Annotated in this window: 6 protein-coding genes and 2 pseudogenes; 2 read left to right on the forward strand and 6 right to left on the reverse strand. The window is 65.3% G+C overall.

The window, feature by feature from the left end; all coding sequences use genetic code 11:
* Nucleotides 1-163 precede the first annotated feature (163 nt).
* Nucleotides 164-469 (forward strand): annotated as a pseudogene (locus ACI2JH_RS00155) (hypothetical protein); the annotation flags it as partial.
* Nucleotides 470-582: 113 nt separating this feature from the next.
* Here the strand turns inward: ACI2JH_RS00155 and ACI2JH_RS00160 are convergent.
* A complete protein-coding gene (locus tag ACI2JH_RS00160; protein ID WP_404735073.1) occupies nucleotides 583-4,509 on the reverse strand; it encodes an autotransporter outer membrane beta-barrel domain-containing protein in 3,927 nt (1,308 codons plus the stop codon).
* 346 nt (nucleotides 4,510-4,855) lie between these two features.
* Between ACI2JH_RS00160 and ACI2JH_RS00165 the strand changes: the two genes are divergently transcribed.
* Complete coding sequence (locus tag ACI2JH_RS00165; RefSeq protein ID WP_404735293.1) at nucleotides 4,856-7,504, forward strand: excinuclease ABC subunit A; 2,649 nt, start codon at nucleotides 4,856-4,858, stop codon at nucleotides 7,502-7,504.
* Nucleotides 7,505-8,065: 561 nt separating this feature from the next.
* Here ACI2JH_RS00165 and ACI2JH_RS00170 read toward each other — a convergent pair.
* From ACI2JH_RS00170 to ACI2JH_RS00190, 5 genes and pseudogenes are all read right to left on the reverse strand, one after another.
* Nucleotides 8,066-9,007, reverse strand: a complete 942-nt coding sequence (locus tag ACI2JH_RS00170) for an NAD(P)/FAD-dependent oxidoreductase (protein ID WP_404735074.1) — start codon at nucleotides 9,005-9,007, stop codon at nucleotides 8,066-8,068.
* Nucleotides 9,008-9,121: 114 nt separating this feature from the next.
* A complete protein-coding gene (locus tag ACI2JH_RS00175; protein WP_404735294.1) occupies nucleotides 9,122-9,970 on the reverse strand; it encodes an aldose epimerase in 849 nt (282 codons plus the stop codon).
* Entirely contained in the window at nucleotides 9,960-10,976 is a 1,017-nt protein-coding gene (locus ACI2JH_RS00180) for a glycoside hydrolase family 43 protein (protein WP_404735295.1), read from the reverse strand. Before ACI2JH_RS00180 ends, ACI2JH_RS00175 begins: the two co-directional genes overlap by 11 nt.
* Nucleotides 10,950-12,422, reverse strand: a pseudogene (locus ACI2JH_RS00185) (MFS transporter); the annotation flags it as partial. The gene ACI2JH_RS00180 and the pseudogene ACI2JH_RS00185, both read right to left, overlap by 27 nt.
* A gap of 10 nt (nucleotides 12,423-12,432) precedes the next feature.
* Nucleotides 12,433-15,087: a glycoside hydrolase family 3 C-terminal domain-containing protein gene (locus ACI2JH_RS00190; RefSeq protein ID WP_404735296.1), complete on the reverse strand. Its 2,655-nt coding sequence runs from the start codon at nucleotides 15,085-15,087 to the stop codon at nucleotides 12,433-12,435.
* Nucleotides 15,088-15,096 lie beyond the last annotated feature (9 nt).

The raw sequence follows: 15,096 nt of genomic DNA on the forward strand, positions 1-15,096 counted from the left end.
CCAGGATAGTGCCATGGGGTGGCGCGCGGCGTCAGCCACGCAGTGCATTCTGATTGCAGCAGATAGGCGCAGACCTGAAGGGAGCATCGAGGGTTCGCCCCGTCCATCCACTTGGCGCGTCTGCCCCACTCCCGGTCAGAGCGTATCGGTACAGGCACAAAGTATGCGGGGCCAAAGGAGGCCTGCCACGACCAACCCCTACTCCCCTGCCCCACAGCCCATCCACGAGGCACCCTCGGCCGGGCCTGCCGTGGAGCCCAATACCCTCATCGCGCTGCTGTACAGCAGCGGCTCGGGCGTGGCCGCCAACGGCCAGCCATGGCCAGAGCGGCATCAGCTGCGTGGCCGGCAGATGGCGCTGGCCAATGCCGACTGCTCGCTGACGGGCCTGCGCGTGGTGCTGGAAGTGCTGCTGGCCGCAGAACGCACCCGCCAGAATGGTGAGCCGGAGCAGTACGTCGGCGACAGGACCGGCTGCTACTGACGCTTGCTGGCGATGTACCTGAGGATGAGCGGTGTGGCGTGCGGCAGTAGAAGACAACCGCCGCTCAGCCCCATCCCGGGCGGCAGGATGCGCTGGCTTTACCAGCGCACCTGCAATCCGACGTTGCCGAACGCCCCGTCCCGGCTGACACCACGTCCATTGCCAATGGAGCGCTCGCGGCCACCGGACATCTGCAGCTGGGTGCGGCCATTCAACCGGATAGTAACGCCAGCGCTCAACGAAGCTCGGTTTCCGCCTGCTTCCAGTGGAATCTGATCCTTGTCGGCGTATGTCACCGCCGAGCGCGCATTCGATTCGTGCCACACGTCCGCTGCGAGGTACGGCGCCCACTGCACGCCCCCCGCGCTTTGGAACTGCCAGCTGCCGTTGATGCCCAGCCGCTCGCTAACGCCCTGCGTACTGCCAAGCGATACGCGGCCCGCAGCGTCCTGCGCTGCATCGAAACGCACCTTCTGCCAAACCAGCTGGATTTCAGGCTGGAGCGTGAACTGCCCTTTACCGGCCTGCATGACAAACGGATGGCCCGCCTCGAGCGACGCCAGGTAGCCTTCGCCATGGGTGTTGAGGCTGACCGGGCCCGCGTTGGCGGAACCGCCGTAGCGCGTCAGCTGGACGACGGCATCCAGATAGCCGCCGCTGCTGCCCACGCCCGTCAGCGTGAGACCGGCACTGGTGGCGTGCAGGTCAACGCTGCCGGTTGCCCCACGCACATAGCGGGTTCGCTCATCGTTGGTGTAGATGCCCTCGACCTGCACATTGCTGCTTGCGTGCGACAGGTAGCCGCCCGCTCGCCAGTTCGTGCCTGCCGACGCGGCAGCCTGCCAGAAATCACTTCCGACCTGCAGTGCATCCAGCCTGCCCTTCGCTTCGGGCGCAACGATGGAGTCGTACCCGCTGTGCATGCTGCGGCCTGCCACCCTTGCCCAGGCAGCACGACGCGTGTCGCCAGTGGAGGCGGCCTCTGCCCTGTCGCGCCGGTTGCCCATTGCCAGTGTTCCCAGCTCGCGCGCAAGCGGCTGGATGGTGCCGTAGGTCGCCAGCTCGCGGCCGAAGATGGGCATGGCCACCGGAGGAACAGGGTCGACCGGATGGATCGGATCGACAGGGTCTACCGGATGGGTCGGATCGACAGGGTCGACCGGATGGGTTGGATCAACAGGGTCGACCGGATTGGTTGGGTCGACGGGGTCGACCGGATGGATTGGATCGACAGGATCGACCGGATGGGTTGGATCGACAGGGTCGACCGGATGGGTTGGATCAACAGGGTCGACCGGATGGGTTGGATCGACAGGGTCGACCGGCGGCTGCACGATGAAGGCGTTGCGCAGATACCAGTTCTCGGCCGACTTGCCCTCCAGATCGCCGCGGAAGAGCCCGTACCCGAACGCACCATTTCGTGCGTAGTTTCCGAGCTTGAATGCCTCGGCCGACGTGGTGCCCCCATTGATGGCGGCAACCACCAGGATGCCATCCCCGACGGTGTGGCCTTCCGAGTCGCTGGTGTTGTGAACGCGCACGGTGGTGCTGCCGCTGGCGGCGCCGCCATCGATCACCAGCTGGCTGCTGGGCGATGCGTCGTCGCCCAGCCAGGTGTTCAGGTCCAACTGCCCCTGCTGGCCAACGTAGTTGCCGTGAATGGTCAGGTGGCCATAGTCATTTCCACTGCCCGGACGAATGACGCCGGCATTGACTACGTCACCATGAATCGTGCCGCTGCCGCTCAAGGTGGCATTGCTGGCCACTTCTGTTGCCGACCGGATGCTGCCATCGACCTGTAGTGCGCCGCCAAGCACACGGGTGGCGCCGGTGTATGCCTGGTCATCGGCGATGCGCAGGGTGCCCGTACCCATCTGCAGCAGGCCGCCAGCGCCGCTCACGGCATTGCCCAGCACGAAGTCGTCGCTGCGATTGAATTCCAGCCAGCCTTGGTTATTGATCGCACCCGTCACGCTCCCGGTGGTGCCGCCGTTGCCCAAGCGCAATGCACCGGCGGCGATGAACGTGCCGCCGGTGTAGGTGTGGTCGCTGTCCAGCACGGTAGTGCCCGAGCCGACCTGCCGCAGCGCACCGTCGCCGCCGACGTGCGCGGAAAGCACGAACGTATCGTTGCGGTCGACGTCCAGATGCGTGCCACTGGCCAAGCTGACATCGCCAGCCAGCGTGCCGCGTGAGCCGCCATCACCGACCTGCAGCGTGCCAGCCTCCACCCGGGTGCCGCCGCTATGGGCGACGTTGCCGGACAGCACAACGGTGCCGCTGCCTGCCTGTAGCAGCTCGCCGCCGCCGGAGATGTTGGCGGACAGGGACATGCGGTCCCCACGGATGAGGGTCAGCCGGGCGTTGTTGACGATGTCGCCGGCCACGTTGCCGGTTGTGCCGCCATCGCCAAGCACCAGTTCGCCCTGTTCGATCCGGGTCGTACCGGTATGGGTGCTGTCCGCGGTAAGGGTCAGGGTGCCATCGCCTCGCTTGATCAGCTGGCCACCTTCCCCATGCAGGGCGGTGGCCAGGGTGACAGCGTTGCCGTTGGTGTCCAGAACGGCGCCCGCGGTACCCAGTGCCCCCAGTCGCGCAGAGATGTCTTCCCTGCTGCCAGCAGCCCACTGCAGGCCGCCGCCATCAAGGACGATGCTGCCAGTGCCCAGGTTGCTGCCGGACTGGAACCGGATCAGGCCTTGATCGACGCGCGTCGACCCGCTGTAGGTGTTGGTGCCGGTCAAGGCCAGCACGCCCTCGCCTGTCTTGGTCAGGGTGCCTGCATTGCCTCTGACCTGACCGCTGACGGTCATCAGGGCATCACCGCCATCGACGCGGAACACGTGCTGGCCGCTTGCGGACAGCACGACCGGAACGTTGACCAACATGTCCTGCCCTGCGGCACGGTTGCCCAGCACGCCATCATTCAAGGTGATCACACGGGTACCGGCGCCAGCGCCGGCCAGGATGCTGCCGGCACGCAGCGCACCACCCTCGAGGGTGATGTTCGCGGACACGGTGCCTGTAGTGCCAGTGCGGTTGCCCATGGTGATGCTGTTGGCAAGCACGCTGCCGCCCTCGCCAATACTCAGGCGCCCGTTCGAGCCGCCAGTGCCTGAGGTGCCGCTTCGTGCGCCAAGCATGATGGTATTGGCCTCGAGCACACCCCGGCCCAGGCTCAGGGTGCCGTTTGCAGTGGCATTGCCATACAACGCGCCCGCAATGTTCAGGGTGTCCACCTTTGCATCAATCATGCCTCGACGCAGGTCGACATTTCCGGTGGCGCCGCTGTAATTGCTGCTGGTTCCCACGCCAATGTTCCAGATGCCCACGGCGCTGCTGCCGTCCGAGCCCCTCAGGGTGAGGGTTCCCTCCGTGACCGGGCCCTGGAACGTCAGGGTGCCGGAACTCTGGTTGCCCCCAACGATGATTCTGTCCGCATTGATCGTATTGTTCTGACCCAGGCGTACAGTGCCCTGATTGGTGGCATTTGCGCTGATGCTACGACCTACATCGCCGATGCCGAAGTATGAAGCACGGATGAGGTTGCTACCCGAGGCCAGAGTGACAGCTCCCGTAGTAACACCGGTCTGATTCCAAGCGCCGCCAACAGCGCGCCCACCAACACTGTAGGCGCCCTGGGCATTGTCGAAGACGTAGTTTGAAAGGCCACTGAGGTCCAGATTCTGGGTGCCGCGGTTCACAGTGCCGCCGATACGGAACGAGTTTGTCTGCTGGATCAGCGTGCCGCCCTCGCCCCTGACAACGCCTGTTGCGCCGTTGGCAACAAGAATGTTGTCTACAATTCGCGTTCCATCGCTGATGTCAACCGGAGCCGCGGGAAACTGCAGCGCCTCCGCGGTGGCTGCGCCGCTCCACGCTAACGCGATTGCAGTAGCCAGCTTCAGCGGGCGCAGTGAAGCGTGTCGACCCACCTTGACGCGCGGGCGACGGGTGGCAACTTCGGAGGCGACGACCCATCGACCGGCGGCCTTATCCCAGGCAATTGCATGAATATTGTTCATGAGGCTCTCCTCGAAGTGAGATGAATGCTGGAGGGCTTCCTGAAGCGTTCGAAGCAACGGAAAGGGAGTATCCAGCTGACACTTGAGAGGTTAGAGAGGGCTGCTTGTGAGCCGAATCGGACTCGTCCCAAAAAAGGTGACCGCGAGGTACGCTTTAGCGCGCTGGTCGCAAGAACCAACCGCCGAACAGGTCAGCACTTCCAGGGATGCAGCCGGTTCCCGCATTGCCGCGGGACGGCAAAGCCATCGCCCGCAACGCCCTCACCAACCTTCACCCCGCAGCAGCGAGAATGAGCCATCGGGCGCGCTGTCACGCGTGCCGCTCACTGCCCGCAGGACCGCCGCCATGCCCCACCCGTCCGTTGATCATTCATCCTCCGCTGCCGCAGCCAGCGGTTGCATCGAGGTCCGCGGAGCACGCGAGCATAACCTCAAGAATGTCGATGTCTCCATTCCGCGCAATGCGTTGGTCGTCTTCTCGGGGGTATCGGGTTCGGGAAAGTCATCGCTGGCATTTGGCACTGTCTTCGCTGAGGCGCAGCGGCGCTATTTCGAGTCTGTCGCGCCCTACGCACGGCGCCTGATCGACCAAGCCGGCGTGCCCGATGTGGATGCCATCGACGGGCTGCCGCCGGCGGTTGCGCTGCAGCAGCAGCGCGGGGCCAGTAATGCACGTTCATCAGTGGGCAGTGTGACCACGCTGTCCAGCCTGGTGCGGATGATGTATTCGCGTGCCGGGGCCTACCCGCCCGGCCAGGCCATGCTCTACGCCGAGGACTTCTCACCCAACACGCCGCAGGGCGCCTGCAGCACCTGCCATGGCCTTGGGCACGTCTACGAGGTGACCGAAGCACTGATGGTTCCGGACCCGTCGCTGACCATCCGCGAACGCGCCATCGCCTCCTGGCCGCCGGCATGGCACGGGCAGAACCTGCGCGACATTCTGGTCACGCTGGGCTACGACATAGACGTGCCGTGGAAGAAGCTGCCGAAGAAGGACAGGGAGTGGATCCTGTTCACCGAGGAAGCGCCAAGCGTGCCGGTCTATGCAGGCTTCACCCCGGCCGAAACCCGCGCCGCCCTGAAGCGGAAGCTTGAACCGAGCTACATGGGGACCTTCACCGGTGCTCGCCGTTATGTCCTGCACACCTTTGCCACTACCCAGAGCGCGCTGATGCGGAAGCGGGTTTCCCGCTACATGGAGGGCAAGCTGTGTCCCGCCTGCCACGGCAAGCGCCTGAAACCTGAAGCGCTGTCGGTCACCTTCGCCGGCGTGGACATCGGCGAGTTCATGCGGCTGCCATTGGATCAACTGGCGGATCTGCTGGAGCCCGTGGCACAGGGTGATTTCAGCGCACATAGCCGTGGCTCACGCAGCAGGAACGCCACACGCCGCGATCGGGCCCAACGGGTGGCAAGCGGGCGCACCGCCCACGCGGCGGCCCCTGACGTACGGCTCACCTCGGCCCTGTCGGAAGAAAAGCGCATGGCGGCGCAGCGGCTGGCTGGCGGCATCATGGCGCGTGTCTCGCAGCTGCGTTCGCTCGGTGTGGGGTATCTCTCCCTGGATCGCGCGACACCCACGCTCTCGGCCGGCGAACTGCAGCGCCTGCGACTGGGTACGCAGCTGAGTTCGTTGCTCTTCGGCGTGCTGTACGTACTGGATGAGCCATCGGCTGGCCTGCACCCGGCCGACAGTGAGGCGCTGTACGATGCGCTTGGCCAGCTGCGCGATGGGGGAAATTCGGTTTTTGTCGTCGAACACGATCTGGAGCTGATGCGCCGCGCGCAATGGCTGGTGGATGTTGGCCCGCAGGCGGGCGAGCACGGCGGACGCGTTCTCTACAGTGGCGAGCCCGGTGGCCTGCGCCAGGTACAGGATTCCCGCACCGCCCAGTATCTTTTCGACCAAGTGCCTGCGCCTGCAAGTCGCAAGCGCGACGCCGGAAGCTGGCTGGAACTGAAGGGTATCCACCGCCACAACCTGCAGGGAGTGGATGCGCAGCTGCCGCTGGGACTGCTGACTGCAGTGACCGGGATTTCGGGGTCGGGCAAGTCCAGCCTGATGGCGCAGGCGCTGCCGGAGCTGGTACTGCTGCATCTGGGCCATGAACCGCCGGACGATAGCGCCGATGTTGCGCCCACGGATGGGCCATCCGTCATCGAAGCAACGCGCGGCCGGTTGGCAGGCGATGTGGATGCCATCCAGCGGGTCGTCCAGGTGGACCAGAAGCCCATCGGCCGCACGCCGCGATCGAATCTGGCCACCTATACCGGGCTGTTCGACCATGTGCGGAAGCTGTTCGCCAGCACCCCGGACGCACGCCGACGCCGTTTCGATGCGGGCCGCTTCTCGTTCAACGTGGCCAAAGGCAGATGTCCGACCTGCGAGGGCGAAGGCTTCGTCAGCGTCGAGCTGCTGTTCATGCCCAGCGTCTATGCGCCCTGCCCTGCGTGCCACGGCGCGCGCTACAACGAAGCCACGCTGAAGGTGCTGTGGAATGGCCGCAACATCGCCGAGGTCCTGCAGTTGACGGTCGACCAGGCGCACGCGTTCTTCGGCGAGGAGGATGCGATTGCCCGCTCGCTGCAGGTGCTACGGGAAATCGGGCTGGGCTATCTACGGCTGGGCCAGCCGGCGACGGAGCTTTCAGGTGGTGAGGCACAACGCATCAAACTGGCAACCGAGCTGCAGCGCGGCCAGCGAGGTCGCACGCTCTATGTACTCGACGAACCGACTACCGGCCTGCATGCGTCGGATGCGGACAGGTTGATGCTTCAGCTGCAGCGGTTGGTTGATGCAGGGAACACGGTGGTGATGATCGAGCATGACATGCGGGCGGTCGCGCAGGCCGATTGGGTGATTGACGTGGGGCCTGGCGCAGGTGCTGCGGGCGGCACCATCGTGGCGAAGGGAACGCCGCATCAGGTGTCTCGCGCCAAAGCAAGCAGGACGGCCCCTTTCCTCGCGCGCGAGCTCGCGCGCGGGGGCTGAGCCGGCAGCAGGTAAGAATGATCCAGTATGCGGGCCAGGTGTTGTAGCCGGCCGTACCTAGACCCCGCTCATTGCTCGCGGCAACGCTGCCAACCGCCCGAAGGAGACGAAATCTGCTCCCATCCGTTGGGCAGCTTTCGCATGGCTTGGCCTCCCACACAGGACAGACCCGAGCGGCGAGCGGCTTCCGATCCAAGAGATGGCAGCTGGACCACGTCGTCGGATGGCCCCGGCCTTCCTGCGCGCCGCGCTTCATCTGTCAGCGTCTGCGATTCCAAGCGCTCGCAGTACGCTTTCATGCGCGGATGGGGATGGTTGGGCCAGCGATACTGCTCGCAGTTGAATGGCGTTGTGCCGTTCGCCATGGAGTTATGTGCTGGCTTGGGAGGCGCTGGGAGTGGTCTAGCAGCCGGGCCAGTCGCCGAGCGGATTTGTTGCGCAACGCATGGCGCCGCAGCCACCAGCAGAAGAGTCAGTACCCCAGTCCGAATATCCATATCCGCCCCTGTTATGTTGGGGGAATGATAATGGATCATGGCAGGACGTGACGCGTCACAGAGGTCAATCGTCAGCGAGCAGGCCCAGCAACGATCGGTGGGCAGCGGCGCCCGCCAACGCTCCCTCTCCCACGGCCAGCGCAATGTTCCCGGCGAACCGGGCGGCGTCTCCGCAGGCGAACACGCCCGGTACGGTGGTCTGCTTGGCCGAATCGGTGGTGATGCATCCTGCGTCCTCGATGGCGCAACCCAGGTGTGTGGAGAGGTCCGATGCCAGTGTGGTATGCGGATGTACGAACAGCGCCGCCACATCCCGCCCTCGCCCGTCGGCGAAGTTCAAGGTCGCTTTCCCGGTAATGCCGATCAAGGCGCTTTCTTCCAGGGTCACGCCGATAGTGCGCAGTTCGGCGGACAGTTCTTCCAGCTCGGCCCCGCTCAGCTCCCCAGCGTGGACCGCGGTGATGTTTCCCCACTGCCAAAGCGCCTTGACGTGGCCCACTGCTTCCTTTGTGGACGCCACGAGCACCCCAATGTCTGTTCCGCGGATTTCATAGCCGTGGCAGTAGGGACAATGCAGGACCGTCTCGCCCCACCGCTCCGCAAGCCCTGGCAGGTCCGGCAGCTGATCCACCACGCCATGGGCGAGAATCAGCCGTTTTGCGTGATATGGCTTGCCCGATGCGCAGTGGAGCAGAAAACCAGTCTCCAGGGAGCCGGAAGCCTCAAGCACTTCGTCCGTCGACCATTGCACCCGCTCATAGGTGAGCAATTGCTGGCGGCTCACCTCGAGAATCCGGGCAGGGGCAACGCCATCCCAGCCCAGCCAACCGTGCGCCTTCGTGGCGCGCTGGTTGCGCGGCCGACCGTGATCAATGACCAGCACCGTTCGGCATGCCCTGGCAAGCTGCAAGGCAGCCGACATGCCAGCATGGCTTCCGCCTACAACGACCGCGTCGAAGGTGGGCGGCTCCTGCGAAAGTGGCTTGTTCGGGTCGATCCTCGTCATTGGTCAGCTTCGTTGCTCGGGCATTGATCCGCTGCCGAAGGTCATTGAATACCGACGCGCATCAAGGCTGCGTAATCACGGCATGGAAAGTGCTCAAAGTGGCCTCTGCAAGGATCATCCGTGTATCTCGCTCTCCCAGATCAATCCAAACCGCAACTCCAACCGCTCCCCTGCCCCCAACCGCTTGGGCTGCAACGTAAACCCATCAGGCGGCCCTGTCTGCGGTTCCACACAGGTAGCGTACGCAGTCCCGTCATACACCACCCAATGGTCCGCATCCGCCTGCAACCGCAGACGCTGTCCTTCCGACACCAGCGTCACCTCAGTCCGGTTGATGAAACAGTCGTCCCATGGGCCGGGCGCGGGGGTGATGCAAGGCAGCGTGGCAATGCCCTCCCCGTCCCGTGGATACATCGCACTCGGTGAGAACAGCAGCTGATGCGGCTTGCGGAACCAGGGATGCCAGCCGATCACGGCGGGCATCGCCCTGTCGCCGGCCTGCACGGCAAGCCGCAGTTCCACGCCATCCGGCACGACACGGATACACTGCGTTGCAACGCCACCGAAAGGCCAGTAGCGGTCTTCCGGAAGGGCCAACGACAACATCGCAGTGTCCACTTCGAGGCGCTCGATCTGCCAGGGCCGTGTGAATCCCACCCCGTGGATCGCATGCGCCCCAAGGTTCGCAGGCAGCGCGAAATCCTTGCCATCAAAGCTGAAGCGACCGCGTCGGATGCGCCCAGCCCAGGGCACCATCGGGTAGCACCCCCAGCCGATGGCAGCCGCCCTGCCCTCGCGCTCGCCTACCAGCCAGTCCACGCCGTCGTAGCGCATCTGCGCGATCCGTCCGCCTGCTGCGGGAGCGAGCGCGACCTGCACCCGGCCTGACCGCAGCCAATGCAGCTGGCCAGCTGCCAGCGGCGCCTGCGCATCATCCAGCGGCGACCCCTGCTCAAGCGCCATAAGGGTCGATGGTACGGATGCTGCCATCGGCTTCCATGTGCAGCGGCGTGCACTTGACCGAGCGCAGGTGGGTGACCCCGCCGGACGCCAAGGCATCGTGGTAGAACAGATACCACTGCCCCTCGAATGCGCAGATGGAATGGTGCGTGGTCCAGCCCACCACCGGCTTGAGGATCACCCCGCCATAGGTGAACGGTCCATATGGACTAGCGCCGGTTGCGTAGCACAGCAGGTGCGTATCACCGGTGGAGTAAGACAGGTAATACCGCCCTTGGTACTTGTGCAGCCAGGGGCCTTCGAAGAAACGGCGCGCATGGTCATCGGCGCGCAGCGGCACTCCGTCCTCGTCCAGGATCACGATCTCGCGGGTGGGCTCGGCAAGCCGGGTCATGCCTGCTTCCAGCCGACCAACGCGTGGACCCAATGCAGGCGCATCGCCGGTGGGCTCCTCATGCGTGGCGTCGAAGCGGTTGTCACGGTACTTCTGCAGCTGGCCACCCCAGATGCCTCCGAAGTACAGGTAATGCGTGCCGTCGTCGTCCTCGAACACCGCCGGGTCGATCGAGTAGGTGCCCTCCAACGCCTCTGCTTCGGCAGTGAACGGGCCCTCCGGGCGATCCCCTGCCGCCACGCCGATGCGGAACAGGCCCTGCGCATCCTTGGCGGGGAAATAGAGGTAATAGCGCCCATCTCGGCTTGCCGCGTCCGGCGCCCACATCTGCCGGCTGGCCCAGGGCACGTCGCGCACATGCAGCGCGATGCCGCAGTCGATGGCCTCGCCAGCGGGCGTATCCATCCGCAGCACATGGTAGTCCTCCATGCCGAAGTGACCGCCCTCGTCATCGAACGGAGCACCGCTGTCGATGTCGTGCGAGGGATAGATATACAGCCGCCCTTCGAACACATGCGCCGACGGATCTGCCGTGTAAAGGTGGCTCACCACGGGCTGGGAGATCGCGCGCGCCGCCAGCTGGTCAAGGTTGCCAGTCTGCCGGCGCTGCAGCAGCTCCTGCTCGATCCGGTTCTCCATGCGCTTGTCGATCTCATACAGGAACAGCAGCGCCACCGCGAGCAGGAACGGGATCGAGCAGTAGACGCTGACCGTAAGACGGATGCCGTCCACCACCGCCTGCGGTTGCTGTTCCGCGCCAGCCTGGTAGCCATGGTGCGCGAGAATCCCCGCGACCAGCGCACCGCCAATGCTCAGGCCGATCTTCAGCCCGCACAGCATCGCGGAGAACACGATCGCGGTGGCACGGCGATGGTTCTTCCACTCCGAGTAGTCGGCGACATCGGCGATCATCGCCCACAGCAGCGGGATGGTGATGCCGTAGCAGAACCCATGCAGCATGAAGGCGACGAAAGCCACGCCGACCGCGGTGGGCGGGAAGAAGTAGAACGCCAGCAGGAACAGCGTGCACACCAGCAGCGCGCCACCGAAGACATCCCGCTTGCCGAAGCGGTCGGCAAGCCGGCGCGATACGCCAATGCCCAGGATCATGCAGAGGATGCCGCACGCATTGAACAGGCTGAAGGCAGAGGTCGCCGGGTCTTCCGGCCAGGTGAATCCGGCCAGGCCCCACCTGCTCAGCGTTGCGTTCAATCCACCGATGAAAGCGTTGAAACCGGAGCTGTCGAGGAAGCCCGCCAACGCGGCATCACGCATGTAGTACTGGAAATAGTAGATGTAGGTGCCGCCCTTCAGGGCCAGGTTGACGAACACCAGGATGGTCAGCAGCAGCATCACCTTCCACGGCCGGTTGCGCAGCAGGTCGGACAGGTCCTGCAGTACGCCACCGGTCTGTTCCCGGGCCGGGACGATGCGTTCGCGCGTGCTGGCGAAGGTGATCAGGAAGAACAGCGTGCCCACCACCGCGAACACCGTCATGACCCGCTCGAAGCCCAGCATGCGATCGCCATCGCCGAGGATCAGCACCAGCGGCAACAGCAGCACCTGGATGATGAACTGCGCGATCATCACCGCCACGAAGCGGTAGGCCGACAGGCTGTTGCGCTGGGCCATGCTGCCGGTAAGCACCCCGCTGAGCGCGGAGTACGGCAGGTTGTTGGCCGCGTACACCAGCATCAGCAGGCCGTAGGTGGCCACGGCGTAGACGATCTTCGCGCGGGGCCCCAGGTCCGGCGTGCTGAAGGCGAGCAAGGACAACACCCCGAACGGAATGGCCGTCCACAGGATCCACGGCCGGAACTTGCCCCAACGACTGACCGTGCGATCGGCCGCAATGCCGATCAGCGGCGTGAACACGAACGCGCCGAGCACGCCGATCACGAAGATGATCGTTGCGGCGGTGGCGGGCGGAAGCCGGTATACGTCGGTGTAGAAGAACGCCAGGTAGGTGATCAGCGTCTGGAAGATCAGGTTCGCTGCGAGATCGCCCAAGCTGTAGCCGAGCTTTTCCCGGATCGACAGCGTGTGTTCGGTGCTTGCCACGCTGCCTGCATCAGTCACGGCCGGCCTCCACGGTGAACCTGCCGGTCGCGCGGATGTCGGTGCTGGAGCTTCCTACCCTGGCCTCGTAGGACCCGGCCGGCACGGCATACGCCGCGCGGACCTCGTCGTACTGGCGCAGGGCGTCCTTCGCCTGCAGATCAAAGCCGACCGTTCGCCGTTCGCCCGGGGCCAGGCGGACACGCTGGAAGCCGCGCAGCTCCTGCTGGGCATCGCCGGGCTGCGCCCGCATGCGCCGCACATACAGCTGCACGACTTCATCGCCCGGGCGCTTGCCTGCGTTGGTTATCTCGACCTGCACCTTGAGCGTCCCGTCGTCGCCGATGCGGGCGGAATCGAGCTGCAGCGTGCCGTAGTCGAACCGGGTGTAGGACAGCCCGTGTCCAAACGGGTACAGCGGGGTGCCGCGGAAATAGCGGTAGGTGCGGCCTTCCATGGTGTAATCGTCGAATGCCGGCATCGCCTGGTCCGCCTTGTAGAAGGTGACCGGAAGGCGTCCGCCGGGGTTGATGTCGCCAAACAAGGCCTGGCCTACGGCAGTGCCACCACGTTGCCCGGGGTACCAGCTCATCAGGATTGCCGGCACCTTTGTATCGGCCCAGTCCACGGCCAGCGCGGAACCGCCAGTCAGCACCATCACCACCGGCTTGCCGGTAGCATGCAGCGCTTCCAGCAGTGCACGCTGCGGTGCGGGCAGGCGCAGATCGGTACGGTCACCGCCGGCAAAACCGGGGTAGTTGACCTTCATTTCTTCACCTTCCACATCGCCGGTCAGCCCGCCGACAAATACCACCACGTCCGCTTCGCGGGCTGCGTCCACCGCTTCCTCGAACGGCGGCTTCGCACCGGGCATGCGCCAGCCCAGTCGCACGCCGGCATCGCGCTCGGCATCGAAATACTCGAGCCTCAGCGCGTAGGCGCGTCCGGCCTGCAGGCCCAGTTCCACGCCGTCGCCCTGCATGCGATCGCTGCCACCCCACCGGTCCAGTACCCGCTTGCCATCGATGTAGAGGCGGTAGCCGTCGTCGGCTGCTGCCTCTATGCGGTAGCGGCCAGACACCGGCGGCACCAGTTCTCCACTCCAGCGGATGCTGAAACCATCGCTGGGAATGCCCTGCCCCGGCGCGGCTTCACCGCGGGCCAGCAGGTTGTCGGTCGGTGAACCGCGATCCCAGCGGAAGCCGATCTGGGCGTCGGTGCGCACCAGGGCCGGCGTGCCGGACAGATCGGCCGTACGGAAGTACTCACCGCGCAGGCCCCGTTCCGGCGAGTCGGCCGACGGCCGCAGGTAGGCCGCTTCGATCAGCGGGGTGGCGTTGGGATCGTCGCGCCCTTCGACCAGGTCCACGCCGCGCGCGTAGCGCACCTCGATGCCCTTTGCGGCATCGCGAATTCCCTGCAGGACGGTCACCGGTGCGGCCGGGGTGCCGAAGTAGTTGCCAAGCAGCGCCATGGTGTCATCGGCGGTGGGACCGACCACGGCGATGCGCTTGAGGTCGCGTGACAGCGGCAGCACGCCTTCGTTCTTCAGTAGTACCAGCGATTCCTGCGCGGCCTTCAGCGCCAGCGCATCGTGCGCCGGGGCTTGGTTCACCGATGCGGGAATCCGCGCCCAGCGCACCCGGTCGGCAGGGTCGAACATGCCCAGTCGCATCCGCGCGGTGAACAGCCGGGTCACCGCATCGTCGATTTCTGCTTCAGTGATTAGGCCTTTCCGTACCGCGGCAGGCAGCGCGGCGTACTCCTGGCCACACTCCAGTTCGGTACCGTTCCTGACCGCCAATGCCGCGGCGGCTTCACGGCTGGGAACGATTTTGTGATGCTTCCAGATATCCACGATGGCCCAGCAGTCGGACACCACGTAACCCTTGAATCCCCAGTCACGGCGCAGTACATCGCGCAGCAGGAAGCGGCTGGCGCTGGCGGACTCGCCGTACACGCGGTTGTAAGCACCCATCACCGCATCCACCTGGCCCTCCTTCACCAGCGCTTCGAAGGCCGGCAGGTAGGTGTCATATAGATCGCGCTTGCTGGGGCGGGCATCGAAGTGGTGGCGGTCGGCCTCCGGCCCGCTGTGCACGGCCAGGTGCTTGGCCGTGGCATCCAGCTTGCGGTACACCGGGTCGTCGCCCTGCAGTCCGTGCACGAAGGCCACGCCCATGCGCGCGGTGAGGTACGGGTCTTCGCCGTAGGTTTCCTGGCCGCGGCCCCAGCGTGGGTCGCGGAAGATGTTGATGTTCGGCGACCAGTAGGTCAGCCCCTGGTAGCGGCCATGTGACCCCTCGCGGACGAACTGGTGATGCTTGGCCCGCGCTTCGTCACTGATGGTGGTGGCTACCTGGCGCACCAGCGGCACGTCGAAGGTGGCGGCCAGTCCGATGGCCTGCGGGAACACCGTCGCCTGCCCTGCGCGTGCCACCCCGTGCAGGCCTTCGTTCCACCAGTCGTAGGCGGGAACGCCGAGGCGCTCGATGGCGGGCGCGGCGTTCTGCATCTGCGCCGCTTTTTCCTCCAGGGTCATCTGGGCCACCAGCGCGGCGGCGCGGCTTTCAAAGCTCGCCGAGGTGTCGCGCCAGGGCTGGGTTTGGGCCGCCTGACCGACGCTGCTCAAGGCGATGGCGGCGCACAGCGCCAGCGTGCGGAACATCGGGGGATG

The organism is Stenotrophomonas sp. NPDC078853 (assembly GCF_044901215.1).
GTDB classification, from domain to species: Bacteria; Pseudomonadota; Gammaproteobacteria; order Xanthomonadales; family Xanthomonadaceae; genus Stenotrophomonas; species Stenotrophomonas lacuserhaii.